Source organism: Enterococcus sp. DA9, assembly GCF_008000875.1.
Taxonomy (GTDB): domain Bacteria; phylum Bacillota; class Bacilli; order Lactobacillales; family Enterococcaceae; genus Enterococcus_B; species Enterococcus_B lactis.
This window is the reverse complement of the sequence record NZ_CP042839.1, coordinates 2,537,497-2,563,558: the sequence shown is the minus strand read 5'-3', so window position 1 is coordinate 2,563,558 and position 26,062 is coordinate 2,537,497. Positions and strand designations below refer to the sequence as shown.

Below are 26,062 nucleotides of genomic sequence, written 5' to 3'. Positions count from 1 at the left end.
GCAGAAAAAACCTTGGTTTATTACATTGAATGAGAGTGAGAAAGGATTGATTTTGTGGGACTAAGTAAACGTACAAAGATTGGTATAGGAATAATAGGAGCAATTCTAATTTCTAGTTGGGGAATTTTCACCTATGTTCAAAAACAAAAAGAGTTGAAAAGAGAGCTAACTATTGAAGAAACAAAAGAATTAAGACCATTTTCGGCAGTAGGTAAAACTTATTCAAATGAAGATGGTCAATTAGTGATGACATTTAAGATTGAAAAAGAGTATATTGATGAAAATAAACGACAAAAAATGGAGTATTATCTCTATAATTCTCAAAATGATGAGTTAACTAAACTAGCGTTAGATTCAAAAGATAAAGTTCAATATACTGTTGATTTGAAAGAAGCAGTTCGACCAGAAATCACGAAATTCGTCAATACAGGAGACGGGCAATATTCTTATGACCCCTATAGATTTCAAGAATTATTAGCCAATGAATTTAAAAATGAGAATTATTATTGCGTAGCAATTCCTAAAAATTATATGAAAAAACATGATATTGATAATTACGAGAAATTTGCAGAAGAGAATAGTTTCTTTTCACGTGATTTTACCTCTGAATTGGATTATTCAGGATATAACGAACATTCAGTTAAAGGAGGATATTCAACCATCAGTGAATATGTTTCAAGCTTAATCACGAATGAATTATCACCAAAGGATTTTGCTTATTTAGTAACAAAAGTAAAAGGAAATGTTCCCCGAGCGGTAGAAATTTTAAATGCAACACTTTTTGAAGGTCAATATTCCAAAAAGTTAAAAGATGGTTATTTTGCGAGAGGGAATTATGATTTTAGAAGAACAGGATATGTCATAGCTGAAGATTTTGGTTTACCCATATATAGTCCAATGAGTTTATATCTGAGAACGTATAGTGTTTCTGAGAGTGAAGAAAAATCTTTAGCAAGAGATATATCAGAATGGAACCAACAAATTATTGATGACAAAGAAAAGTATGAAAAAGAATCTGATTTGATTTTTTTTGATAAAAAGATTAAAAAGTTAGGAAAAATTGAAAATGCTCTATTTACTTTTCGTATAAATGATGATTTAGGGCAATGGTTGGAAATCACAACGGATGATGTGAATGAATAGTTTAGATAAGAAGAAATATGTGCAAAATAAAGTAAAACGAACGTTTGTGAGAGCCAACGTGACCATACCTAAGATTGTTTTAAATAAATTGGCAAATGAATTATATAGTCAATTTGAAAAACTATCTGATAAACAGCAGGAAAAATTGATATTTTCCGAGGACTTGGTGATTGAATTATGGAATAAGCATATGGATAAAATGAATACAGAATTGTTAGAAGAGATATGAATTTATTCATGTCTCTTTTTTATTTACAAATTATCTTAAAAATTTTGTAAAAAGTCACTTAAAAAATGACCCTCGAAAAAGTCAGTAAAATCAATACTTTTCTACTTGTTGACAAAATTAACAGATTGTTGTTATATCAACGTTTTAAAGTGTTATTTTTCAAAAAACACCTCTCAAACGCCATGAAAAAATTTTTGTGGGTAATTCTACGCTTAAATGAATCTGAGAGGTATTTTTTAGTATGTAGATAGATTTAAAATTTGAAAAAATACCGATATATCAGCTTTTTTTAAAGATTTTACTGTTTCTAAGAAAGTGCTAGGAAAATAGGAGATAGCAAAATGAAATTTCTGATAAAAATAGACTACTTATTTTTTAGTGTCCAATTATGGTAGATTTACTTTACTTCAGTGTTGGATGATGGTAAGGTCCTATCGTGATTAGAAAATTAATAACTATGAAGGAGAAACTTACAATGAGAAATAAAAAATTTACAGAAGAAACTATTCAAAGACAAGAAAAAGTAAAAGAATGGTTAGATACTTTAGAAGGATATTATGGAGTGAAGATGACTAGTGTAGCTAACGCTGTCGGGATTCATTATCAAAATTTACATAATTTCAGAAAAGGACAACGAACGATAAGTGAAGAAAAATTAAGTGGATTAGAGGAACTATTACAGTTCAAATATGGTAAATTATTCGAGGAGGAGTTATAAGTATGAAAATTGAGCTGTGTATGGAAGATATTCAAAGAAAAAGTAAACCTAATCCTGATGAAATTAGATTGATTCAAAATACTTTATATAAAAAAATAAAGAAAAAAGAAATTGAAAATATTGCTGAAAGTATTGCTGTTAAAGGGAAAACAAGTATGTTGGCAACGTATTTTGAAACAGAAGAATTCTCTGAACGCATTCATTCGATTAATTTTAAACAGCAACAACTGATTATGCTTGATTTTGATAATTCTAAAGTAGATATAGAAAAATACGGTATGACCACTTATGACTATGTAAGAAATCATGACTTTATTAAACAAAATGCTTGTTTCATGTATCGAACCTTCTCTGATAAAGAAGCAATAGTTGATAAATTTAGAGTAGTCTTTGTGCTGAATAAGCCTGTAATAGACTATTTAGAAATTGGTAATATTTATACTAAATTATTTCGTTTGTTCCCATCAGCTGATAGAAAATGTTCTAATCCCAATCGGCTATTTTTTGGAAGTGATAGAGGGTATGAAGAAATTAATTTTTCCAATCTTTTGAATGTTAAAAAATTTACAAGCGATATTGTGCCGATGAAAAAACTGCCAAACAAAATAGTAAAATCAGAAATTTATAACGAACAATATGAAATTCAAAATAGAAAGCTGGTTTGGCAATTAATTAAAGAAAATACACAAGAATCAATTGATGAGGCAAGAGCGATTATCCTAGATAAATTCGATTCAGAAATTTCTAAAATATATCCTTCTTACACAAATGCACGAGTGATACTAAGGCAAACAATTGATATGAGAGAGTTTTTAGAACTACCTAAATCAGAACCGTTTCATGATATTTTAGAAAAAGACGAAAATCCAAGTGCGAGCGTGATTCAATGGAAAGATGGCACACAAATTTACCATCGGTTTAATAAGGATTCTTTTGCCAATTTAGATATTTTGCGAGTAATTTCTAAACTGTTAAATCTAACAGGGTATGAAGGAAGTTGTAAATCCATCGATTTATTATTATATTTAACTGGAAGTAGTTTGGATAGAACTTCTGAATCAGCAGAACAAATTGATAAAATTCATTTTTTAGAAAAGTATTGAAGAGTGAAAAATTAGCTGTTGAATACCCTAAATTCAGAAAGTTTCTAGGAAGTGACTTACGTATTTCAATTGCGTTATTGGATATGCTTTCAGAGTATATGTATGAAGATTTTAAAACAGGGGAAGTTCGACACTTACTATGCCTAACAAGTGAAAATATTGCAAAAGAAATAAATATTGTTCTGGGAACAAGGTATGATAGTAAAAGAATACAAAGAGTAATTAACAAACTGGCGATTACAGAAAATATTGAAAAGCTAGAAGAATCACAAATACCTACTGAATTATTTGAAAAATACACAGAAAATTCTTATGAAAAAATAATTAGCAATAAATATCATTATACAAATTTTATAGAGTTTAAAAATGCTGACATGGAAAAATCAGAGACTATATCTAAAGAATTATATGATAATAACTATACGTTGAATGCTTTGAATTTTGAAGGGATTGCTAGAATTTTGGGAAAAGATATTGCCAGTAATATTTTTAAGCAAAGAGAAACCACTGTAGTATCTAAAAAAATTAAAGTAGATGAAAATTTATTATCCGAATCAAAAAAGGAAAATGAGTTGAAAATAGCTAAATTCATTTTAAGAAAAATAGAAACCCAAAGATATGTTGCTGAAAGAGATATAATTTTTTATGTTTATAAATATCTATTAAAGAAAAAGACAAAGAAAGATGCTGAATATTTGGTAAAACAATGCCGTGCAAATATCTGTAAAGACTATGATTTAGAGCTTATCAGAGTAACCAATAGTATTCGAGAGAGTTATAAAATATCTAATGAAATTAAGAGTAGAAGTATCATATACGTGAAGAATTAGTATTATTGAAGAGATTGTATAAGTTATACCCTATTTTTATTGAATTGTAACTTTCATTCGATTTCTTCAATAAAACTAGGGGTAAATCATAACTTTTATAATCATACCTCAAAGAACTTATTATTTATATATTCTTATTTGAGGTATGATTATAAAACCTAACAAGTTTTACCAGAAAAACTGGGTTTTCTCTACGAAAGTTCCAATTCAATATTGATGGTATATAATATGTAGGTTTATAATCATACATACTGATTGAGTATTAGCAAAGCTTCGCTTTGCTTACTTATAATAGGAATATTAAAATTTAAAAAGAGGATGTTTTCTTTTCTTGTTTTTAGGTAGTAGCAAGTCAAAGACTTGCTTACTTAATAGCACTTGTCTAGGTTCAGTTAAATATTTAAAATTTACTCTCTATTAATGATTATGTATTTTTATATATAACGAAATTCTATGTTTCTCTTTTTTTAATTCAGTAAATGAAAGTACTTATAAAATCTATATTAACCTCTATCTAACAACAATATACATAATATTATATAAAATGAATTAATGAAGTTTTGGGATAATAAAATAACTAGAAACGCTTTTTAAACGACCTGTATTATCTCTAGAGGGTGTTAGAAATTATTTTCGATAAATTATACATAAAAATTTAAAACGTCTTAGAACGCAAAACAAACAGCATAGAATCGATTTTAGAAATCTATAAAGTATTTTTGAACTTTTAAATGCTAAAATGACTTTATGAATAGTATTTTAAATCATAGTCTGATGGAAAGATAAAAAATTTTACTTCTACCAGTTTTATAATTTGAAAAACTATATGTAAACATTGATATATAAACGTTTAAGCATAGTTTAGGAAAATCTTCGTTACAAAAACATCTCTCTGATGAAAGTTAGTGGTTAATTCCCCACAATTATTTCTTCGTTTCATTTGAGAGGTGTTTTTTCAAAAATAGTGCTTTAAAACGTTGATATAACAATAATATATTAATTTTGTCAATAAAGAGAAAACCTTTGGTTTTATTGACTTTTTTAAGGGTCATTTTTTAAGTGGTTTTTATCATTAAATTTGAGATAAAAAAATATTTCTTAGACCTGATAGAAACAAAAATCTTAAGACTATTTTGCTCTCTAAATTAAAATGAGTAAAGAAATATTTGATTGAATAGAAAAATCGTATTTTTTAATTGACTATAGCAACGTTGGATGATAACCTTCAGGACCATTAAAATGAATGGAGGGCATTATTATGAATGAATACGTCACTGTTATTACAAGTAATCTAAGCTATAAGCAAGCTATTTTCTCTTTGTTAGCATTAGATTACTTGTCTAATGATTGTGTGGGAAATCAGGTATATCGAGATACTGTGCAGAATATTATTCATCAAACAATAGACAGTTCAGACATGGAATTGACTATTATTGAAAGTTTTCCAGAAATTGAAGGAAGTCTGTATTGAAGTTGATAAAATTTTGAAGAAATTGAAACCTAGTCTGCTTTAGACTAGGTTTTTTTATTATCCCTAATTAAGTTGAAAGCTGTTATAATTAAAATGAATATTTAACGAAGGATGTGTAAAAATTGTTAGAAAGATTAAGAAAAACTTTTTGGACATCATACTTAATTGTTATAAATCAAATAATTGATTGGTTTAAAGCAAAGTCGAATAAAATTGAAGAAAAAAATAATGCTGGAAAATTTATTCAAAGTAGTTTATCTCCAAAGATTTTAAAAGGTATAGAGTTAGAACGAATAATGCCATATATTAAGCGAATTCATGACGGTGTTAAAAATCCGGACATTACTAATATCGCATTAATGGGCAGTTATGGTTCAGGAAAGAGTACAATAATAAAGAATTTTGAATTTCTTTATCCTAATTATAAAGTTTTGAATTTATCATTGGGTTCCTATTCTAAACAAGAATTGGAAAACCAAGAGGCGAATGCAGAGGAAACTGATAATATTGATGATTTGAATGAAAAATTAGAAAATAGTTTGGTAAAACAAATGATTTATAGAGAAAAAAATTCTAAGTTACCATATTCACGTTTCAAAAAAATCAATCATATTTCGAGTAGAAAAAAGTTTTTATTATACTTCCTATTTTTTGCATCGTTGGTAAGCTTTTTCTATTTAAAAGATTATTTAAATTTCAAAGAAATAATATTGAGTAATGTCGAAGGAATCGCCAGTAAAACAGAGTCTCTTGATTTGATTTTGTATTGTGTCCTATTAGCCAGCATTAGTATTTTATTTTTTCAAGTTTTTCAGACCGTTTTGAAACAATTCAAACTTTCAAAACTAAACTTTGCTAATGTTTCAATTGAAGAGGACAAAAATAATTTTTCTTATTTTAACAAATATATAGATGAGATTTTATATTATTTTGAAACGAATAAGTTCGATGTGGTGGTTATAGAAGATGTTGACAGATTTAAAAGTATTCGAGTATTCGAGCATTTAAAGGAACTTAATCTACTTCTAAACAATTCAAAACAAATCAGTCGGGAAATCACATTTATATATGCTGTGAAAGAGGATATATTTTCAAATTCAAAAGAAGATATTGAGGAACATGAATCAGAAATTAGAACGAAATTTTTTGAACTGATTATTCCGATAATACCAGTCGTAGATACGTTTAATTCAAGAGAATATCTAGTACCTATGATGAAAGAGAAGTCAGTGACGAATTTAGATGGAAACTTCGAGAATTTTTTGAAAGACATCTCCTTATATATTTCAGATTTGAGGTTGTTGACAAATATCGTTAATGAGTTTTTTACTTATTTAGATATACATGGAAGTTTATCTAGAAGCATGAACAAAGAAGCTTTATTTTCAATAATAGCGTTAAAAAATCTAGTCCCTTCTGCGTTTACAGAATTACAAAAGTCACAAGGTTTTATTTATGAAATAATCGTTCAGGGTAAATTTGATTGTGAATTAATTAAAGAAGTAAATGAAGAGTTAACAATAATTGAAGCTGAATTTAAAAAAATCGAGGAACAAATAAATGTAGATAAGTTAACTGAAATAAAGAAGTTCTTATTTGACCAAGGAATATCGATAGATGATAAGATATTACTTAATGGAAACTATAAGCAACTAACTGAATTTAATATAACAACTATTGATGATATTTTAGAAAATAATGAAGAAAAAATTCAATTCCATTTGTGGAATCGTGGAACGAACGAAATTTTAAAATCTAGTTTTAAGCAGATATTGAAAGAAAAAGATTCAATTTTAAAAGCAAGAATGGAAAAACAACAGGAAGAGTATGATTTAAAGAGAAATGAGTTAAATACTTTCATCAGGGCATCTTTGAAACAAAAAATAAAAAAGTATCCTGAGTTAGTAAAATTAATATATGCAGAAATGACAAAAGAAAAATACGACAATAAAGATAAGGATTTTATTCTGTATATTTTATCTAATGGTTATTTAGCCGAAGACTACTCATCGTATTTATCCATTTTTTATGAAAAAAGCATGACTATTGATGATAAAAATCTATTAGTTAAATTGAAATCTAATCAAAGCGTTGAATTTAATGAAAAACTTGATAATCCAGAAGGATTTGTTAGTGAACTTTTACCACAAGATTTTGAAAAGCAGGGAATACTTAACATCAATGTTTTGAAGTACCTATTTTCTAATAACTTTAAAGATAAACATAAGATTCGTGAAGCAGTTTTAGAAAAAATCTTTATTCAAGAAGAAGATATATATTTAGAAAATTTGAAAATAATTTTAGCTGAAGATAAATTGAATATCGCTAATTTAGTTTTTGAATTATTAAGAAAATATTCAAATGATTTTATAGAAAAATGCAATGCTTCAGAAAAGAACCGATTGATTGATTTGATTTTTTATGCTTGTTTAGGTGATATAACTCTATATTATGGGAAAGATAATAGAAAGAATCTATTGTTACAGGTATTAAGTAAGTATAAGCCAGTTTATGAAGGTAATGAAGAGTTTGAAGGCGATGAAGATGCGTCTGACTATGTATTCTTAATAAGAGAAAACATTTTAAATAGACCTAATTTCTTTATAGAAATTGAAGACTATGTAGAGTCTAATACCATTATGGAAGTCTTATCTGAACATAATGAAGAGACATTTCAATCTGCGAAAATCTATTTTAATGATATAGAATTAGATAACTTGTCTGAAGAACAATACAATAAATTTATTCAATATGATTTGTATAGATATGATAAAGATATGTTTTCTAAAATTTTAAACTACAAAAATTCAGATGAATTAAAAGCGGTCTCTTACGCAAATATATTAAATTCAAAGATAGATGATTTAATCAGAAATACGAATATGAACTTATATCATTTTGTAGATGAAGTTCTATTTTCATTAGACGAATTACTTGAAACTGAGGAAAGTTTTTTAAGTCTATTAAATTCCCAAAAACTTAATAAACCAGATATTAAGACAAACCTAATAGATAAATCGAATATTACATTAGAAAAATTAACCAAGTAACGGATTCTTCGCTTTGGGCAACATTATTAGAGAAGAGAAAATGTAGTATCACATGGGAAAATATAGAAGACTATTATGAAAATGTAGAAATTGATTTGTCTGTTATGAACTCAATATTCACTAATCAGAATGAAGTGATTTCTCTTAAAAAACAATATGATAAATCTGATTCAAAAGATAAATTAAAAGCATTGCTTAAAAGGATGGTTGATAATAAAGCGATAGGTATTACAGAGGATAATATTGAACTACTAGAGATTACAACATATGATGCAGGCAATCTTTCAAGTCAAAGCACTCATATTTTAGCTAGAAATAATTTAATTGATTTTAATATAGAAAATGTTAGTAAGTTTAAGGAAGATGGTGTTATTGTCAAGGTAGTACTTAATCATCCTAATGACTTTCTAGAAAATTATTCTGAAATTGACTTGTCAGAAGATGAAATGTTTTCTCTCATAAAGAATTGGAAACTTGAATCAGTTAAAGAGTTACTAGATACTATTGTTGATGAAGAATCAGATGAGTTTTTCGAAAATACTAAATTAGTAGAAATTCTGTTCGAAAGAGGAATTTCTTCTGATGATACACTGTTTGTAAAATTGCTTAAGAATATGGATGTTGAATACTTAAAAGAATATTTTATCTTTAACTTACAAGAGATGACATTAAGTAAATCAACAATTGAACAAACGCTAAACTTATTCTTAGAGAATGATATTATTGATTTTTCAACAGAAGAATATGATTGTATTTTTAACAATTTGTCAAATACGGAACTATTCGTTGATTTACTCAATAATCTTTTCAAAAATAAAAAGTTGAATGAGATTTCTATAAAAAATGTAATATATTGGTTGGGAACACAAAGTAAACCAATTTCTGAATTGTATATTGATAAAAATGGAAAAAACAGAGTAGTTGAAATAGAGAATACTCCTCAAAATATTGAGTTATTAAATAATTTACAGGACATTAACATGGTATCTACTTTTAACGAAAAAGGAGATTCTACCATAAAAGTGAATATGCGAAGAAAAGTACCTAAAGAGCTAAAAACAGAATTATTATGACACAATTCAGCATAATGACTGAGAGAAAGAATTTGAATAATAATAAAAATAAAGAAGTAGAGAAGTTCATTGATTCAGGCATGAATGCGGATTTATCTAAAAGAGTAAAATCGTTAGAGGAATTGAAAGAAGTATTCTCGAAGACAGACTGGAGTAGATAAGTTTGAATATCCAAAAAGCATTAATCGAGCTAACGATAAATGGAGTAGTTACTTGTAAACATCTTGCCGACTTTTACGATGCTTATCATGAAGATAAAGAATTTTCAGATGCAATTAATTTTTTGAGCGGAAGTATTCATGTAGATATGGCTCAAATAAAAGAAGAACTCCGAAATTCCGAAGATAAGGGAAGTTTAGGTGTTTTGGAATATATACAGAAACACTATCTTTCAGCAATGTTGTTCATGAATCTACTCCCTCAAGAAAAACGCAGATTTATCCATTAAACAGTTTGGATTAGGCACAATTGATAGAATAGAAAAGTCACATTAAATAACATATAATTTTCAACTTTTGTTTTGTGATACTTGTCTAATCAATTTTCCTACTAAAATTATTGATTAAGAAGTAATAGGTATATTGAGAAAAACAAAGGTATGAACATTGCGTTGGTTTGTAGCAGAAATGGATTGCTTTCTAAGATTATTTATTGTATGATGAAGCCTGATAAAAAGGGACTTTCACTTATTTGAAAACCAATTTGCGGAACGCTGGTTTGCGGATAAATATCCAGATGTCAAACTGAGAAGTTTGATGTAAAGAGGTTATAAAAAATTTGCGTTGCATCAAGTAATAAGGAAAGCCAAACAAAAACAGCTTCTCCTGTTTTAGATTTGGTTGAATACAGTTTACCAAGAAACCATGAGTCTGCCACTCAGTTTCAAGTGCAAATAAAAATTTTGAAAATACATTCTTATACTTTGTTGTTAGCCGTGACGGATTTTCCGTTACGGTTCTTTTTATCATTTAAAACTATAAAAAATGTCTAATCTAAAAAAATATAAAAATTACTTTGCGTACATACTATTAAAGAGAGGAGGGTTTGTGAAATGGAAACAGAATGGCAAAGGCGTCAAAGAAAAAAACAGAAAAAAGCAGAAATGTTGCGATTATGTCGATTGTTGGATGTAAAAGACTGGGACAAAAACGAGCAGATTGCACAAGAAGTGCAATCAATCATCCAGAAAGAAGAAAAAGTAAAAAATAAAGATACGAGTAGATCAAAAAATGAAAAGAGAAAGACACAAAAGAAGCGTAAAAAATAAAGAGCCAGAAAGCAAAAGAAACAAATGAGGCGTGAATCGTCTCATTTGCTTCTTTAATTATGTTCAAAAGTTGATTAAACGGCTAACGTCGCGTCTAATTCGTGTTTTGGAATAGAGATTTCAACAAGCCCGGCCAATTCGATTACTTTGATTTCATCCTCGTGGTAAACAGCATCTTTGATTTTATCCAAGAAATAATTTTTAGCTTCTTCGATTTCTTTCGGCTGGATTTTACGTTTATCATTGATTAACAAAATTTCATTATGTTCAGGGGCTTCAGTGTAGACAATAGTGGTATTTCCGGCTGTGTAGACTTTGACCAGATGGGCATCAGTGTTTTCAAGCTGGTTCAATACAAGACGGGAATGGCTGTTTGTTACATTTACCAATTTCATGGCGCTCACCTCTTTTATGTATTTTTAATTGCTTGTTTCTTTTATTATAATTTCTTTTTTATAAAATGAACAGTATTTTGACTTTTCTGAAAAAAGAGAGCGTGGGACAAAAGTAAAGAACACTTTTGTCCCACGCTCTAAACACGTATAAACAGCGGAAGCAGAAGCAACTCCTTCGGCAATAAGCTGAAATTCACAAAAATTTGTAAAGTAATTTTCGCGAATTCCTTCTTATTTCTTGGAGTTAAACGCTTCTGTCCCAGCCTCTATATACATACTAGGTTTACTCAGCCGTTTCTTCGGTTGATTCTTTTGCTAAACGTTCTGGTTTAGAAGTCACAATGATTTTTCCATCCTTATCCAATTTTGCTTTCAACTCATGAATAGAAGGGTGATCAAGGTAAAATTCAGCGATGCCATCTTCGATTTGTTCTTGGATTGTTCGTCGAAGGGGACGAGCACCCATGGATGGATCATAACCTAAGTCAACTAATTTTTCTTTGACATTCGTAGGAACTTCGATATGAAGTTGCTGTGCTGCCAGCATTTGATTGACATCGTCTAGCATCAGTGTAACGATGGTCATCAAGTTTTCTTTTGACAAAGCACTGAATTCGATGATTCCGTCAAAACGATTTAGAAACTCTGGTGTAAAGTAATTATTCAATTGATTCAATACCGAACGAGTAACACCTTCACGTGCCGCACCAAAGCCAACATTTGCTTCTACTTTACCAGTACCGGCATTACTTGTCATGATGATGATCGTATCTTTAAAGCTGACGGTTCTTCCTTGTGCGTCCGTCAATCGGCCATCATCTAAGATTTGCAAGAACATGTGCAAAACATCTGGATGAGCTTTTTCAACTTCATCTAATAAGACAAGACTGTAAGGATTTCTCCGAACTTTTTCTGTTAATTGACCAGCTTCTTCGTATCCAACATAACCTGGGGGAGAACCAATCAATTTAGAGACACTGTGTTTTTCCATATATTCAGACATATCGAAACGAATCATTGAATCTTGTGAACCGAATAATTCATAGGCAAGCTGTTTGGCAAGTTCTGTTTTACCTACACCGGTTGGTCCGACAAATAAGAAGGAGCCAATTGGACGATTCTGTTTGTTCAATCCAACACGATTTCGGCGAATCGCTTTCGCTACACGGTCTACAGCATTATCTTGACCAATGACATGAGCCTTCAAGTCATCTGCTAAGTTTTTCAATTGTGTCTGTTCTTTTTCTTTTAATTCGCCCACTGGAATACCTGTTCGTTGTTCAACGATTTTTTCCATATCTTTTTCGGTGATGACAGGTGTTTCTTCTTCGGTGAGTTGGCGTTCTTTCATTTTTTGAAGTTTGTTGATCTGGTCACGGTAATAAGCCGCTTTTTCGAAATCTTCTTCTCGAGAAGCTAAAACTTTTTGTTCTTCCGCTTCTTGTAGTTTTTTCTCGATTGTTTTAGGATCAACGATTTGAATTGTTAAGTTTTTCTTAGAACCTGTTTCATCTAGCAAATCGATGGCTTTATCCGGCAAGAAGCGATCTTGGACGTAACGATTGGATAAAGTTGCGGCTGCTTCGATGGCTTCATCAGTATATTTTACATGATGATAGTCTTCGTAACGTTTTTGCAGTCCTTTCAAGATACTGATTGTTTCTTCGACAGTTGGTTCATCTACTCGTACGGGTTGCATGCGACGCTCTAAGGCAGCATCTTTTTCGATGATGCGATACTCGTTTAAGGTAGTAGCACCAACCATCTGCAATTCTCCTCGAGCTAAAGCAGGTTTTAAAATATTACCAGCATCCATGTTTCCATCGCCTGCGGAACCAGCGCCGACGATTTCATGCACTTCATCTATAAATAGAATCACATTTTCTGCTTGACGAATTTCTTCAATCAATTTTTGCATCCGTTCTTCGAATTGACCTCGTATACCAGTACCTTGGACTAAGGATACGACATCTAAACGAATGACTTCTTTGTCCATTAATTTTTGTGGGACATCGCCATCTACGATTTTTTGTGCTAACCCTTCTACAACTGCTGTTTTACCAACACCAGGTTCACCAATCAAGACAGGGTTGTTCTTAGTTCGACGATTTAAAATTTCGATGACACGTTTGATTTCATCATCACGACCGATCACAGGGTCGATATCCCCTTGTCGAGCTTGTTCAGTGATGTTGATTCCGTATTCTCCCAATAAACCTTCTGTATTGCCTTGAGGTGGTTGTCCACCATTGAAGTTGTTGTTTCCACCAAATTGTGTTGGCGGTGTTTGCTCATAGTTTCCTTGCTGTTGCATTTGGCGAGACATGGAACGAAAAAGATCGTCCAAACTGCCAAATCCAAATGGATCATTTTGGGCCATATTAGTTAGACCTCCATTTTGCTGATTTTTGATTTTTTGATAACAGCTCTGACAATAATCAAGTTGTGTCCGCTGACCATTGACAGTGGCATACAAGTGAATCGTTGCCTCATTCTTGCCACAGTTTTGACAAAGCATGAATCATTCACGTCCTTTCACAAAAATGGGTACAACCATATTTTACATCTCGTTTTTCATGAGGTAAAAGAATAACCCCTATTTTTTTAGGGATTTATGAGGTAGAAAAGGTAAAATGCCTATTGACCATTCCTGACCTTTGATTCTTATTATACTAAAAATTGAAAGGGAAGCAAGTAATTCGTTTCATATAAAAACAAACAAGGTCAAAGGAAAGAATGATAAACGTCAGGAGAAAAGATAGCGACAAGAAAAAGAAAATAAACACGTTTGTTATAAAATGTGAAGAAAAGGATGAAAAAGAATCCGGAATAATTTGAATACTTTTATCTGAAATTGAATGAAAACTGTTGTATCTAACGAAAAAAAATGTTAATCTTTACAGATGAAAGGGTGACACTTGTTAGGATTCTCTGAATTACTAAAAAAGAAAACCCTCACATAAAAACAACACTCACTTAAAGGAGACCGATTAATATGGAAAAGAAAGAATTTCACGTAGTAGCAGAAACTGGGATCCACGCACGTCCAGCTACATTATTAGTACAAACAGCAAGCAAATTTAACTCTGATGTAAACTTAGAGTATAAAGGTAAATCAGTAAACTTGAAATCAATCATGGGCGTTATGTCTTTAGGTGTAGGTCAAGGTTCTGATGTTACTATCACTGCAGAAGGTGCTGACGAAGCTGACGCAATGGCAGCAATCGTTGAAACAATGAAGAAAGAAGGCTTATCTGAATAATGGTTGAAATGCTAAAAGGGATTGCCGCTAGTGACGGTGTTGCCGTTGCAAAAGCTTACCTGCTAGTTCAACCGGATTTAACATTCAGTAAGGCAACAGTAGAAGATACTGCGGCTGAAGAAGCTCGTTTGGATGCTGCATTAGCTAAATCTACTGAAGAATTGCAGCAAATTCGTGAAAAAGCAGCGCAAAGCTTAGGTGAAGCAGAAGCGCAAGTATTTGATGCCCATTTGATGGTTCTTTCAGATCCAGAAATGGTAGGTCAAATCAAGCAAAATATTAAAGACAACAGCGTAAATGCTGAATCAGCGCTAAAAGAAGTAACGGATATGTATATCGGTATGTTCGAAGCAATGGAAGATAATGCTTATATGCAAGAGCGTGCTGCAGATATTCGTGACGTTGCTAAACGTATTTTAGCGCACTTATTAGGCGTTACTTTACCAAATCCATCAATGATCAACGAAGAAGTGGTCGTTGTTGCACATGACTTGACTCCAAGTGATACTGCACAATTAGATCGCAATTTTGTAAAAGCGTTTGTAACAGACATTGGTGGACGTACTTCACATTCTGCTATCATGGCACGTTCTTTAGAAATTCCAGCAATCGTTGGGACAAAAGAAATCACTGCTAAAGTCAAAGAAGGCGATATTTTGGCTGTCAACGGGATCGAAGGCGATGTAATCATCGATCCTACAGAGGAACAAAAAGCTGAATTTGAAAAAGCAGGTGCAGATTACGCAGCACAAAAAGCAGAATGGGAAAAACTAAAAAATGCAGAAACTGTCACAGCTGACGGCAAGCATTTTGAATTAGCTGCAAACATCGGAACACCAAAAGATCTAGTTGGTGTTCATAACAATGGTGGAGAAGCAGTTGGTCTGTACCGTACTGAATTCCTATATATGGATTCTCCGGACTTCCCAACAGAAGATGACCAATACGAAGCTTACAAAGCTGTATTAGAAGGTATGGAAGGAAAACCAGTTGTTGTTCGTACAATGGACATCGGCGGGGATAAAGAACTACCATATCTGCAATTACCTCATGAAATGAATCCATTCTTAGGATATCGTGCATTACGTATCAGTCTATCTGAACAAGGCGACGAAATGTTCCGCACACAAATGCGTGCATTACTTCGTGCATCTGTTCATGGTAACTTACGTATCATGTTCCCTATGGTAGCTACGCTCAAAGAATTCCGTGCAGCAAAAGCGATCTTTGAAGAAGAAAAACAAAAATTGATCAGTGAAGGCAAGGAAGTATCAGATACAATCCAAGTCGGCATCATGATTGAGATTCCAGCAGCAGCAGTCTTAGCAGACAAGTTTGCAAAAGAAGTGGATTTCTTCTCAGTAGGTACGAACGATTTAATTCAATACACAATGGCAGCAGACCGTATGAATGAACGTGTTTCTTACTTGTACCAACCATATAACCCATCAATCTTACGTTTAATCAAAAATGTAATTGATGCAGCACACGCTGAAGGAAAATGGGCAGGTATGTGTGGAGAAATGGCTGGAGATCAAACCGCTGTTCCGTTGCTAGTAGGTATGGGTCTAGATGAGTTCTCAATGAGCGCGACATCTATTCTTAAAACACGTAGTTTAATGAAACGCTTGGACACAGGGAAAATGGCTGAACTTGCTGATCGTGCATTGAAAGAATGCGATACGATGGAAGAAGTCGTTGAACTTGTTCATGAATATGTAAAATAAACAACGTATAAAAAACTGGTGTAGCTTGTAAAAGAGCTACGCCAGCTTTTTTGTTTTCTGTTCTTTTTTAAGAAAACGTTTTTGTCAGCAAGATTAGACAAAAATAGGGCTTAAGTTTGAGTGACAGTTTGGAGGCTATGTTATACTATATAAATGAAGGGGGACGTAAGGTGAAGGTATTATTATATTTTGAAAGTGAAAAGATGCTTGCAAAATCTGGAATCGGGCGTGCGCTTGATCATCAAAAACGTGCTCTGACGGAAGTCGGTATCTCTTATACACTAGACGACAAAGATGATTATGACATCCTGCACATCAATACATACGGAATCAATAGTCATAATATGGTCAATAAAGCCAGAAGAGAAGGTAAAAAAGTTGTCTATCATGCGCATTCAACAGAGGAAGACTTCCGAAATTCCTTTATCGGATCGAACAAGCTTTCTCCTATTGTAAAAAAATATCTGGTAGGATTGTACCAAAAAGCGGACTATTTGATCACGCCAACACCTTATTCAAAACAGTTGTTGGAAAGCTATGGTATCCGTGTACCGATTCAAGCTATTTCCAATGGGATCGACCTAGAGAAATATCGCCCTGATCCAATGAAAGAACAAAAGTTCAGAGAGTATTTCAAACTATCTCCGGATCAAAAAGTAATCATTTGTGTCGGTTTGTTTTTCGAACGTAAAGGAATCATTGATTTCGTAGAAATTGCTAAGAAGATGCCCGACTATACATTCATTTGGTTTGGTCATGTTCCGATGTACTCGATTCCTCGAAACATCCGGAAAATTGTAAAAGAAGACCATCCTGAGAATGTTCTGTTTCCTGGATATATACGAGGGGAAATCATCGAAGGAGCATATTCAGGTGCAGATCTATTCTTTTTTCCTTCCTATGAAGAGACGGAAGGAATCGTTGTTTTAGAAGCTTTAGCAAGCAAGCAAAATGTACTTGTTCGAGATATTCCAGTGTATAATGGCTGGTTAGAAGATAGCAAGAACTGCTATATGGGGAAGACAAACGAAGCGTTTATCCAACTGATTCAACAGATTACCAATGAAGAGCTACCGAGTTTGACACAAGCCGGTTATCAAACAGCAAAAGAACGAAGTATCAATAAAATCGGTGAAGAACTTAAAAACGTATATGAAAGTGTGCTGAATGAAAAAGTCTCTAGCAAATTAAAAAAAGTACATCAGACAAAGGACTAGTTTGGAGGCGAAAAACATGAAAATCGGCTTTTTTACCGATACCTACTTTCCGCAAGTCAGCGGAGTGGCTACATCGATCAAAACATTAAAACAAGAATTAGAAAAACATGGGCATGAAGTCTATATCTTTACGACAACCGATCCTAATGCGGACAAGTTGGAAAAAGATGTGATTCGAATGCCAAGTGTACCGTTTATTTCTTTCAAGGATCGAAGAGTTGTTGTTAGAGGCATGTGGTATGCTTATTTGGTTGCCAAAGAACTAGAATTAGATCTGATCCATACCCATACAGAATTCGGAGCAGGAATACTCGGGAAGATGGTAGCTAAGAAGTTGAAAATACCCCTGATCCATACTTACCATACGATGTATGAAGATTACCTTCATTATATCGGTAAAGGAAAAGTGATCAGGCAATCCCATGTAAAATACTTATCCAGATTATTTGCTAATCATACGACAGGTGTAGTCTGTCCAAGTGAACGTGTTATTGATACATTACGTAGCTATGGTGTAGTAGCACCGCTTCGTGTGATTCCTACTGGTATCGACATTGAGAAGTTCAAACGTTCTGATATCACTCAGGAGGATATCAACAAGTTAAGGGAGTCATTAGGACTTCAGGAAAATCATCTGATGATTCTTTCTTTAAGCAGGATTTCTTATGAGAAAAATATCCAAGCATTGGTTAATGGATTTCCTCAGGTTATCTCGGCTTACCCTAATGCCAGATTAGTTATTGTAGGAAAAGGTCCTTATGTAGAAGAGTTAGAGGAATTGATTTCCGAACTGCAGTTAGAAGAATTTGTGCAGTTTACAGGAGAAGTGGATAACAATGATGTAGCCCTTTATTATAAAGCGGCAGATTATTTTGTCAGTGCTTCTACTTCAGAGACACAGGGGCTTACTTATACCGAAGCGATGGCAGCCGGCACGCCTTGTGTCGTAGAAGGAAATGCTTATTTGAACCGATTGTTCGATCATCCTTCATTAGGGAAAACTTTTGAAACCGACGAAGACTTTGCACCCGCACTTATTGATTATATTTCCAGTGAAGTCCCTAGAAATCCAAAGGTTTTAGAAGCCAAACTTTATGACATTTCGTCTACTCATTTCGGCGAAGCAATGATCGAATTTTATCAAGATATGGTTGTTTACCATGAAGAAGAGATGCGAAGAAAAGAAGAAGAAGCTTCGATTGAACGAATCAAAATCAAATTAAATTCATTTAAAAGATAAAATTCAAACATTTTTTATAAAAAAATCCTTGTTTCTAGCGTATACTAGCATAGAAGCAAGGATTTTTGATTTTTAGGAGGTCGAAAGAATGAAACTAGGTTTTATCGGAACAGGCGTTATGGGAAGTGCTGTTGTACGCCATCTACTAGAAGCAGGTCACGAAGTCGCTGTTTATAATCGGACAAAAGCAAAAGCTGATCCTTTAGTAACAGAAGGAGCTGTCTGGGCGGATACACCAAAGGCTGTAGCAGAACAAAGTAATATTCTGTTTACAATGGTAGGTTATCCTAAAGATGTAGAAGAAATCTACTATGGAGAATCGGGGATTTTTTCTGCAGATGTCTCAGGACGCATTTTAGTTGATTTGACTACAAGTACACCAACTCTGGCAGAAAAAATTGCAAAAACAGCAAAAGAAAAAGGTGCAGATGCATTAGATGCACCGGTGTCAGGCGGTGACTTAGGAGCAAAGAATGGCACACTGACGATCATGGTGGGCGGAGAAGAATCGGTCTATGATCAAGTACTTCCTTTATTCAAGGAATTTGGTACGACATTTACATTGCATGGCTCTGCTGGGAAAGGTCAGCATACGAAAATGGCCAATCAAATCATGATTGCAGGCACGATGACAGGAATGACGGAAATGCTTGTCTATGCACAAAAAAACGGTCTCGCTTTAGAGAAAGTGATTGAGACACTTTCAGGCGGAAGTGCAGCTAACTGGTCTTTAAGTAATTATTCCCCACGTATCTTGAAAGAAGATTACACGCCTGGTTTTTTTGTCAAACATTTTATCAAAGATTTAAAGATTGCATTAGAAGAAGCAGAAAAAATGAACCTTGTCTTGCCAGCAACCATCCAAGCGTTGAAACTATACGAAGAGTTGGCAGATAAAGGTTTTGAGAATGACGGAACTCAAGCGTTGATCAAACTTTGGTGGCCTGAAGGGAAAATACCAGAAAAAAAATCATAAAAAACGAGTTTTTTTAGAGAAAATCAATGCAAGTAGGCTATGCTTTTGATACAATATAACAGAAATAAGAAAAGGAGGACCTCCGATGACACATTCACAATTAGTCGCAATCATAAAACGACTGGAGGCTATGGTCGAGTCAGCAGATAATGAACTGCAAGTTCGCCGTTTTGAAAAAGAAGGCGTAGAAAAGTGTACAGTAACTTATGATAAAGCGACCGATACATTTGAATTAACTGAAACAGATACTCATCAGCAATACGAATTCGATAATATCGATATCGTAGCGATGGAAATCTATGATTTAATCCAATAAATTTTAGGATAATTGACATTTGAAGTTGAAGATGCCTAAAAGAAGCCGAGAAGCAGCTAATTTAGTTGCTTTTCAGCTTCTTTTTTATTTAATTGCTCCATTTCAATCTGTTCCTTTTCTAATTTTTTGCGGTAACTAATCAAAATTTGTACAGGATCGATTTCTTCTTTTGATAATTGGCGTTTCAAAGATAAATGAGCTTCTTTTTTTTCATAATAAAAGTCAGGTGGATTGTTCCCAGAAGTAATCATTGTTTCTGCAAGCTGTCCGTAACAAATAAGGTAGTGCTTTTTCTGACTATCGTCCGCTGCCAGTGGCATGCTGAATGTGAGGGATGGTGTTCTTAAAAACTGCTTTTGTTCTTGGATCCGTCTGATGAAATAAGTAACTAATTCGATATCTTTTTGAAGCATGCCAGCTTTTTCGAAATTCAGCTGATAGATGAAATGTTGTTGTCTCTTTTTCAAGTAAGTCAGTAGCTTTTTATTGCGACCCTGAAACAATCCTTGGATCTCCTTCTTTTTCTGTTCAAAAGTCATTTCCTGTAAGTCAGGAAGCTGGACTCGCAAAGCTAATAAGCTGATTTCAGACAACCAAGGCATTTGATACGTTTCTTCCATTATACGCAAAATAGACGGCATTTTTTTATAGAGACGAAAAGGCCCGTATGTTCGAGCCGTAGGAGTATCTGTTAATACAAATCCCTTATTGGAAATATGTACATAATTGTAGTTACTGAAATAATTCATTTGTCGGTTATAAAAAGGACGGTAATGTTGGATCAGTTGACACTCAAGCAACAAAGCATCTAATTCTGTATCTACTACGACAAAATCAAAATCTGTTATATGATGAATCATACGTAATACTTTTTTTGAATGCTGCTTATTCTGATGAAAATAGCTGCTTACTCTATTTTTGAGCCGTTTTGCTTTACCAACATAGATGACCATCCCTTCTTGGTTTTTCATAAGATAGACACCCGGCAGCATGGGGAGATTTTTTATTTTTTCTTTTAACATAGGGTCTCCTTTCACGCTTTGAATAAAAAGACTATAACAAATTTTAAAATAATGGACAAGTTTTAGGTAATTGGAACATTCTATCAACAAGAAATACTTTGATAATCAAAATATGTCAGTGCAATAGTTTTTCTAATAAAATAAATAAAAAATGCTGATTTATCAGTTTTTTCAAATGAGTAAAATCTTAAAATAAACTCATATAACAAAAAAATGAACTTTTACGGTTGCATTTTGAAAAAAGTTAAGATATAGTTTGAACATCAAAAGATTTGATAATCAAACTAATTAGTGGACGGTGGAACATGGAACCAGATTTAAAAACAGTAAATGATTATCTTGTTAGTGTCTTCAATGATATTTTGACAATCGAAGAATCTGAGTTGAAAAAATCTCAATTCAAAGATCTGTCAATCACAGAGATGCACACGATCGAGGCAATCGGGATGTACAAGAAAAAAACAACTTCAGAAGTAGCCAAAGAACTATCAATTACTGTTGGGACCTTGACCACTGCTATTAACAAGTTAGTAAAAAAAGGCTATGTCGAACGTATCCGCAGTGAAGATGACCGTCGTGTTGTAAAGTTGGGACTAACGAAAAAAGGAAAGTTACTGTTTCGGGTCCATCAGCATTTTCATCGTGAAATGGTCAAGAACATCTTAGAAGGAATGGCTACGGAAGAACAGCATGCCTTGCTGGATGCACTGAAAAACTTGCATGACTTCTTGCAAGACTATAAGTGAGGATATTTAATGGAACAATTTGGAATGATTACTGCAACAGCCAGCGTCCTTCCTGAAAAGATCATTACGAATAATGATCTTTCCAAGATGATGGATACCTCGGATGAATGGATTTCATCAAGGACGGGTATTCGTGAACGAAGATGTGTAACAAATCAGGAGACATCTGATTTATGCCTCTTAGTGGCGGAAAAAATGATGCAACAAAAAAATCTGAACCCTAAAGATTTGGATTTTATCTTAGTAGCAACAATGTCGCCCGATTACTCGACACCATCTGTAGCAGCACAAGTGCAAGGAAAATTGGGAGCAGCTAATGCTATTGCTTTCGATATCAGCGCGGCATGCTCAGGATTTGTTTATGCGTTAAGCATGGCTGAAAAAATGATCCGCTGCGGCTCAACTAAAGGATTGGTAATTGGTGGTGAAACACTGTCTAAGCTAATCGATTGGTCTGATCGCACGACTGCTGTATTATTTGGTGATGGAGCAGGCGGGGTTCTCTTAGAAGCAAACCCACAAAAAAAATTGCTGAAAGAAAAATTAGCAACTGATGGTACCAGAAGTACCTCACTGACTGCTGGCTACCAGCAAAATAAAAACCCGTTCTATTCAGAAGATTCAGAAGGTTCGTATTATTTGCGAATGACCGGCAGAGATATTTTTGATTTCGCTGTTCGAGATGTTGCAAACAATATCCAAGAAGTCATGAAAGACACGCCAGTTGATTATCTGCTTTTGCATCAGGCAAATCTCAGGATCATTGAGAAAATCGCCCGAAAAGTAAAGATGCCGCAAGAAAAATTCCTGACCAATATGGATAAGTACGGGAATACCTCTGCTGCAAGTATCCCTATTTTATTGGATGAAGCAGTTTCTAGCGGAAAGATCACCTTGGGAAAACAACAGAAAGTAATATTTACAGGCTATGGCGGAGGTTTAACGTGGGGAAGTATTCTCATGGAGCTGTAAACTGTTAAATTATAAAAATAAAAAAGCAAACAATATCGGAGGAATATATTATTATGGTATTCGAAAAAATTCAAGAAATCATTGCAGAAGAATTAGGAAAAGAAACTGAAGAAATCAAATTGACTACTGACATCCAAGAAGACTTAGAAGCTGACAGCTTGGATTTATTCCAAATAATCAATGAAATTGAAGATGAGTTTGATGTAAAAATCGAAACAGAAGACGGAATCAAAACGGTTCAAGATTTAGTGACTTACGTAGAAAAACAAACTGCATAATCATTAAAATTAGGTTGGGGGCTGGGACATTTCCTGAAATAGGGATGTCTCGGCCTTTTTGAATAAGAAGAATCAAACATATATTCTGGATATATTGGAGAAAAACATGAAAACAGCATTCTTATTTAGTGGCCAAGGTGCACAATATCAAGGTATGGGAAAAGATTTATATGAAGAAGCCGTTGTAAAGCAGACATTTGATGAAGCAAGTGAGATTCTCGGCTACGATATGGCCGAACTCTGCTTTTCAGAAAATGAACGTTTGGATCAGACACAATATACACAGCCAGCTATTCTAACAGTCAACATTGCGTATTATCGCTTATTGAAGGAGCATGGAATCATCCCAGATGCAGCTTTAGGACTGAGTTTAGGAGAATATTCGGCATTAGTAGCCAGTGATGCGTTATCCTTCACTGAAGCCGTTGCACTAGTAGCGAAGAGAGGCGTTTATATGACGGAAGCTGCCCCAGCTGGAAGCGGAAAAATGGTCGCAGTAATGAATGCGCCGATTGAGACGATTGAGGAAAGCTGTCATGAAGCAAGCAAGTACGGCATCGTGTCTCCTGCTAATTACAATACACCTCAGCAGATCGTGATTGGTGGCGAAGAAAAAGCCGTAGATGAAGCTGTTTTGCTCTTAAAAGAAAAAGGAATCAAAAGGATGATTCCACTAAATGTCAGTGGACCTTTCCATACAGCTATTTTAGCACCAGCATCAAAAAAACTGGCGAAGGATCTAAGTCATATTCAATTTTCTGACCCTTCTTTTCCAGTCATCAGCAACACAACAACGGAAATAATGAAGAAAGAGACGATAGCGGGACTACTTGAACAGCAAGTCATGCAACCTGTTCGTTTCTACGAGAGTATCCATAAATTAAAAACAATCGGTATCGAGCAAGTCATTGAAGTCGGTCCCGGAAAAGTATTAAGCGGATTTATGAAAAAAATTGATAAAACGATACCAGTTCTGCGTGTTGAGAATAAGCAGACATTTGATGAAACAATAGCAAAATTATAAGGAGGAAGGTTATGGATGTAAAAGGGAAAAATGTATTTATCACAGGTAGCACAAGAGGAATTGGCAAAGCGATGGCCTTAGCTTTTGCAAAAGCTGGAGCAAATATTATTTTGAATGGGCGCGGAGAGATTCCAAAAGAAAAGATAGAAGAAATTGAAGCATTCGGTGTAAAATGCGTAGGAGTTTCCGGCGATATCTCTGATTATGAGAAAGCAGGACAAATGATCAAAGAAGCAGAAGAAAAGCTTGGATCGATCCATATCTTAGTAAACAATGCCGGAATCACAAATGACAAACTTGTGATGCGGATGGATGCAGAAGATTTCAAAAAATGTCTGGATATCAATTTGATCGGTACCTTCAATATGACACAGCACGTTTTGAAAAAAATGATGAAGCAGCGAGAAGGGGCCATCATCAATCTCTCTAGCGTATCTGGATTGATTGGAAATATCGGACAAGCAAATTATGCAGCTAGCAAAGCTGGTGTCGTAGGATTGACAAAATCGGTTGCACGAGAAGCTGCGACTAGAGGTATCACATGCAACGCCATTGCACCAGGATTCATCACAACTGATATGACGGAAGTTTTAGCAGATAAAGTCAAAGAGCAAGCGGAAAAGCAAATTCCAATGCAACGTTTCGGACAAGTAGAAGATGTTGCACAAACAGCAGTTTTCTTAGCACAAAATCCATATATCACCGGCCAAGTCATCAATGTCGATGGCGGATTGGTCATGCACGGATAAGAAAAGGAGAGCAAATAAATGAATCGAGTGGTAATTACTGGCTATGGAGTCACTTCACCTATTGGAAATGACGCAGACAGCTTTTTGAATAGCTTGAAAGAAGGTACGAATGGCATCGCACCGATCACTAAATTTGATGCTTCAGAAACAGGGATCACCTTAGCGGGTGAAGTCAAAGATTTCCCTTACGATAAATATTTTATTAAAAAAGATAGCAAACGAATGGATATGTTTTCGATCTATGGGATCTACGCTGCTTTAGAAGCAATGGAGATAAGCGGTTTAGATAAAGAAAAAATGAATCAAGACCGGTTTGGTGTCATCATCGGATCAGGAATCGGTGGTCTTCCGACAATCGAAAATCAAGTTATCCGTCTGCATGAAAAAGGCGCAAAACGAGTTTCTCCAATGTTCGTGCCAATGGCGATTGCCAACATGGCAGCTGGAAATATTGCTTTACGAGTAGGCGCAAAAGGCATCTGTACAGCTATCGTAACAGCTTGTGCTAGCGGAACGAATTCAATCGGTGAAGCATTCCGTAACATCAAACATGGCTATTCAGATGTCATTCTTGCTGGAGGAACAGAAGCAACGATTTGTGAGATGGGGATTGCTGGATTTGCAGCTTTAACTGCACTTTCGGAATCAACTGATCCTAATCGTGGTTCGATCCCGTTTGATGAAAATCGAAATGGTTTTGTGATGGGTGAAGGAGCAGGTGTTCTAGTTCTTGAATCTTTAGAGCATGCACAGGCTCGCGGTGCCAAAATCTATGGAGAAATCGTTGGATACGGTGCAAATTGTGATGCTTACCATATGACAGCCCCTACTCCAGATGGTTCTGGTGCGTCTAAAGCAATGAAGCTTGCGATGGAAGAAGCTGGTATACAGCCGGAGCAAGTTGGATATATCAATGCGCACGGAACGAGTACGCCAGCTAATGACCAGGCAGAAGCAAAAGCAATCCAACTCGCACTAGGTGAAAATTTCAGAGATACTTATGTCAGCAGTACGAAATCAATGACTGGACATTTATTGGGAGCAGCCGGCGGGATCGAAGCATTAGCCACTCTGATGGCATTGGAACATCAATTTATCCCACCTACAATCAATGTAGAAAAACAAGATCCTGAGATTGATTTGACAGTTGTCAAAAACGAAAGCAAACCTGCAAGCTTTACTTATGCAATGAGCAATTCATTAGGGTTTGGCGGACATAATGCGGTTCTTTGTATGAAACGCTGGGAGGAATAA

At 34.0% G+C, this 26,062-nt stretch carries 25 protein-coding genes; 22 read left to right on the top strand and 3 right to left on the bottom strand.

Features of this window, described 5'->3' with window-relative positions; translation table 11 throughout:
- The first annotated feature begins 54 nt into the window (after positions 1-54).
- The 10 genes from FTX43_RS13335 (at position 55) to FTX43_RS13285 (ending at position 10,884) form a co-directional block, all read left to right on the top strand.
- Positions 55-1,143 (top strand): hypothetical protein, encoded by a 1,089-nt coding sequence (locus FTX43_RS13335; protein ID WP_147607113.1) that lies wholly within the window; start codon positions 55-57, stop codon positions 1,141-1,143.
- On the top strand, positions 1,136-1,372 hold the full coding sequence (locus tag FTX43_RS13330; RefSeq protein ID WP_010776246.1) for a hypothetical protein: 237 nt from the start codon (positions 1,136-1,138) through the stop codon (positions 1,370-1,372). The genes FTX43_RS13335 and FTX43_RS13330 overlap by 8 nt, the downstream gene beginning before the upstream one ends.
- A gap of 475 nt (positions 1,373-1,847) precedes the next feature.
- A complete protein-coding gene (locus FTX43_RS13320) occupies positions 1,848-2,090 on the top strand; it encodes a hypothetical protein (RefSeq protein ID WP_374990666.1) in 243 nt (80 codons plus the stop codon).
- 2 nt (positions 2,091-2,092) lie between these two features.
- Complete coding sequence (locus FTX43_RS15300) at positions 2,093-3,193, top strand: hypothetical protein (protein ID WP_261801538.1); 1,101 nt, start codon at positions 2,093-2,095, stop codon at positions 3,191-3,193.
- Positions 3,190-4,023: a hypothetical protein gene (locus FTX43_RS15295; protein ID WP_261801537.1), complete on the top strand. Its 834-nt coding sequence runs from the start codon at positions 3,190-3,192 to the stop codon at positions 4,021-4,023. The genes FTX43_RS15300 and FTX43_RS15295 overlap by 4 nt, the downstream gene beginning before the upstream one ends.
- A 1,243-nt stretch (positions 4,024-5,266) precedes the next feature.
- Positions 5,267-5,494 carry a hypothetical protein gene (locus tag FTX43_RS13305; RefSeq protein ID WP_136498811.1) on the top strand — a complete coding sequence of 76 codons (228 nt, stop codon included), beginning with the start codon at positions 5,267-5,269 and terminating at the stop codon, positions 5,492-5,494.
- Positions 5,495-5,616: 122 nt separating this feature from the next.
- A complete protein-coding gene (locus FTX43_RS13300; RefSeq protein WP_147607111.1) occupies positions 5,617-8,544 on the top strand; it encodes a hypothetical protein in 2,928 nt (975 codons plus the stop codon).
- 95 nt (positions 8,545-8,639) lie between these two features.
- A complete protein-coding gene (locus FTX43_RS15290) occupies positions 8,640-9,617 on the top strand; it encodes a hypothetical protein (protein WP_261801536.1) in 978 nt (325 codons plus the stop codon).
- 163 nt (positions 9,618-9,780) lie between these two features.
- Positions 9,781-10,065, top strand: a complete 285-nt coding sequence (locus tag FTX43_RS13290) for a hypothetical protein (protein WP_136498812.1) — start codon at positions 9,781-9,783, stop codon at positions 10,063-10,065.
- Positions 10,066-10,668: 603 nt separating this feature from the next.
- Positions 10,669-10,884, top strand: coding sequence for a flagellar motor switch protein (locus FTX43_RS13285; protein WP_147607110.1), 216 nt, complete (start codon positions 10,669-10,671; stop codon positions 10,882-10,884).
- A gap of 74 nt (positions 10,885-10,958) precedes the next feature.
- Here FTX43_RS13285 and FTX43_RS13280 read toward each other — a convergent pair whose 3' ends face one another.
- Entirely contained in the window at positions 10,959-11,279 is a 321-nt protein-coding gene (locus FTX43_RS13280; protein WP_002310352.1) for a DUF1827 family protein, read from the bottom strand.
- Positions 11,280-11,562: 283 nt separating this feature from the next.
- Entirely contained in the window at positions 11,563-13,797 is a 2,235-nt protein-coding gene (locus FTX43_RS13275) for an ATP-dependent Clp protease ATP-binding subunit (protein WP_002310354.1), read from the bottom strand.
- Between the two features lie 477 nt (positions 13,798-14,274).
- Between FTX43_RS13275 and FTX43_RS13270 the strand changes: the two genes are divergently transcribed.
- From FTX43_RS13270 to FTX43_RS13245, 6 genes are all read left to right on the top strand, one after another.
- Positions 14,275-14,541, top strand: a complete 267-nt coding sequence (locus FTX43_RS13270) for a phosphocarrier protein HPr (protein ID WP_002287602.1) — start codon at positions 14,275-14,277, stop codon at positions 14,539-14,541.
- A complete protein-coding gene (gene ptsP / locus FTX43_RS13265; protein WP_002310355.1) occupies positions 14,541-16,268 on the top strand; it encodes a phosphoenolpyruvate--protein phosphotransferase in 1,728 nt (575 codons plus the stop codon). The genes FTX43_RS13270 and ptsP overlap by 1 nt, the downstream gene beginning before the upstream one ends.
- A gap of 170 nt (positions 16,269-16,438) precedes the next feature.
- Complete coding sequence (locus FTX43_RS13260) at positions 16,439-17,485, top strand: glycosyltransferase family 4 protein (protein WP_002310358.1); 1,047 nt, start codon at positions 16,439-16,441, stop codon at positions 17,483-17,485.
- Between the two features lie 16 nt (positions 17,486-17,501).
- Entirely contained in the window at positions 17,502-18,725 is a 1,224-nt protein-coding gene (locus tag FTX43_RS13255) for a glycosyltransferase family 4 protein (protein WP_002290830.1), read from the top strand.
- A gap of 88 nt (positions 18,726-18,813) precedes the next feature.
- Positions 18,814-19,701, top strand: a complete 888-nt coding sequence (locus tag FTX43_RS13250; RefSeq protein WP_002334659.1) for an NAD(P)-dependent oxidoreductase — start codon at positions 18,814-18,816, stop codon at positions 19,699-19,701.
- 85 nt (positions 19,702-19,786) lie between these two features.
- Positions 19,787-20,017 carry a YkuJ family protein gene (locus tag FTX43_RS13245; protein WP_002287607.1) on the top strand — a complete coding sequence of 77 codons (231 nt, stop codon included), beginning with the start codon at positions 19,787-19,789 and terminating at the stop codon, positions 20,015-20,017.
- Positions 20,018-20,073: 56 nt separating this feature from the next.
- Here FTX43_RS13245 and FTX43_RS13240 read toward each other — a convergent pair whose 3' ends face one another.
- Positions 20,074-21,039, bottom strand: a complete 966-nt coding sequence (locus FTX43_RS13240) for a GIY-YIG nuclease family protein (RefSeq protein WP_002290834.1) — start codon at positions 21,037-21,039, stop codon at positions 20,074-20,076.
- A gap of 305 nt (positions 21,040-21,344) precedes the next feature.
- Here FTX43_RS13240 and FTX43_RS13235 point away from each other — a divergent pair, with 305 nt between their 5' ends.
- From FTX43_RS13235 to fabF, 6 genes are all read left to right on the top strand, one after another.
- On the top strand, positions 21,345-21,785 hold the full coding sequence (locus FTX43_RS13235) for a MarR family winged helix-turn-helix transcriptional regulator (RefSeq protein ID WP_002310362.1): 441 nt from the start codon (positions 21,345-21,347) through the stop codon (positions 21,783-21,785).
- 9 nt (positions 21,786-21,794) lie between these two features.
- Complete coding sequence (locus FTX43_RS13230) at positions 21,795-22,757, top strand: beta-ketoacyl-ACP synthase III (protein WP_002310363.1); 963 nt, start codon at positions 21,795-21,797, stop codon at positions 22,755-22,757.
- A 53-nt stretch (positions 22,758-22,810) separates the two neighbouring features.
- Positions 22,811-23,035 (top strand): acyl carrier protein, encoded by a 225-nt coding sequence (locus FTX43_RS13225; protein ID WP_002287614.1) that lies wholly within the window; start codon positions 22,811-22,813, stop codon positions 23,033-23,035.
- 106 nt (positions 23,036-23,141) lie between these two features.
- Positions 23,142-24,059, top strand: a complete 918-nt coding sequence (gene fabD / locus FTX43_RS13220) for an ACP S-malonyltransferase (RefSeq protein WP_147607109.1) — start codon at positions 23,142-23,144, stop codon at positions 24,057-24,059.
- Between the two features lie 11 nt (positions 24,060-24,070).
- Complete coding sequence (fabG, locus tag FTX43_RS13215; protein WP_002341276.1) at positions 24,071-24,808, top strand: 3-oxoacyl-[acyl-carrier-protein] reductase; 738 nt, start codon at positions 24,071-24,073, stop codon at positions 24,806-24,808.
- 18 nt (positions 24,809-24,826) lie between these two features.
- Entirely contained in the window at positions 24,827-26,062 is a 1,236-nt protein-coding gene (gene fabF / locus FTX43_RS13210; protein WP_002290843.1) for a beta-ketoacyl-ACP synthase II, read from the top strand.

What these genes read in the sequence shown, in the direction of transcription:
- FTX43_RS13330 (WP_010776246.1), top strand. Translation starts at nt 1,136, where the DNA reads ATGAATAGTTTAGATAAGAAGAAATATGTGCAAAATAAAGTAAAACGA.
- FTX43_RS13320 (WP_374990666.1), top strand. Translation starts at nt 1,848, where the DNA reads ATGAGAAATAAAAAATTTACAGAAGAAACTATTCAAAGACAAGAAAAA.
- FTX43_RS15300 (WP_261801538.1), top strand. Translation starts at nt 2,093, where the DNA reads ATGAAAATTGAGCTGTGTATGGAAGATATTCAAAGAAAAAGTAAACCT.
- FTX43_RS13305 (WP_136498811.1), top strand. Translation starts at nt 5,267, where the DNA reads ATGGAGGGCATTATTATGAATGAATACGTCACTGTTATTACAAGTAAT.
- FTX43_RS13285 (WP_147607110.1), top strand. Translation starts at nt 10,669, where the DNA reads ATGGAAACAGAATGGCAAAGGCGTCAAAGAAAAAAACAGAAAAAAGCA.
- FTX43_RS13280 (WP_002310352.1), bottom strand. Translation starts at nt 11,279, where the DNA reads ATGAAATTGGTAAATGTAACAAACAGCCATTCCCGTCTTGTATTGAAC.
- FTX43_RS13275 (WP_002310354.1), bottom strand. Translation starts at nt 13,797, where the DNA reads ATGCTTTGTCAAAACTGTGGCAAGAATGAGGCAACGATTCACTTGTAT.
- FTX43_RS13270 (WP_002287602.1), top strand. Translation starts at nt 14,275, where the DNA reads ATGGAAAAGAAAGAATTTCACGTAGTAGCAGAAACTGGGATCCACGCA.
- ptsP (WP_002310355.1), top strand. Translation starts at nt 14,541, where the DNA reads ATGGTTGAAATGCTAAAAGGGATTGCCGCTAGTGACGGTGTTGCCGTT.
- FTX43_RS13255 (WP_002290830.1), top strand. Translation starts at nt 17,502, where the DNA reads ATGAAAATCGGCTTTTTTACCGATACCTACTTTCCGCAAGTCAGCGGA.
- FTX43_RS13250 (WP_002334659.1), top strand. Translation starts at nt 18,814, where the DNA reads ATGAAACTAGGTTTTATCGGAACAGGCGTTATGGGAAGTGCTGTTGTA.
- FTX43_RS13245 (WP_002287607.1), top strand. Translation starts at nt 19,787, where the DNA reads ATGACACATTCACAATTAGTCGCAATCATAAAACGACTGGAGGCTATG.
- FTX43_RS13240 (WP_002290834.1), bottom strand. Translation starts at nt 21,039, where the DNA reads ATGTTAAAAGAAAAAATAAAAAATCTCCCCATGCTGCCGGGTGTCTAT.
- FTX43_RS13235 (WP_002310362.1), top strand. Translation starts at nt 21,345, where the DNA reads ATGGAACCAGATTTAAAAACAGTAAATGATTATCTTGTTAGTGTCTTC.
- FTX43_RS13230 (WP_002310363.1), top strand. Translation starts at nt 21,795, where the DNA reads ATGGAACAATTTGGAATGATTACTGCAACAGCCAGCGTCCTTCCTGAA.
- FTX43_RS13225 (WP_002287614.1), top strand. Translation starts at nt 22,811, where the DNA reads ATGGTATTCGAAAAAATTCAAGAAATCATTGCAGAAGAATTAGGAAAA.
- fabD (WP_147607109.1), top strand. Translation starts at nt 23,142, where the DNA reads ATGAAAACAGCATTCTTATTTAGTGGCCAAGGTGCACAATATCAAGGT.
- fabG (WP_002341276.1), top strand. Translation starts at nt 24,071, where the DNA reads ATGGATGTAAAAGGGAAAAATGTATTTATCACAGGTAGCACAAGAGGA.
- fabF (WP_002290843.1), top strand. Translation starts at nt 24,827, where the DNA reads ATGAATCGAGTGGTAATTACTGGCTATGGAGTCACTTCACCTATTGGA.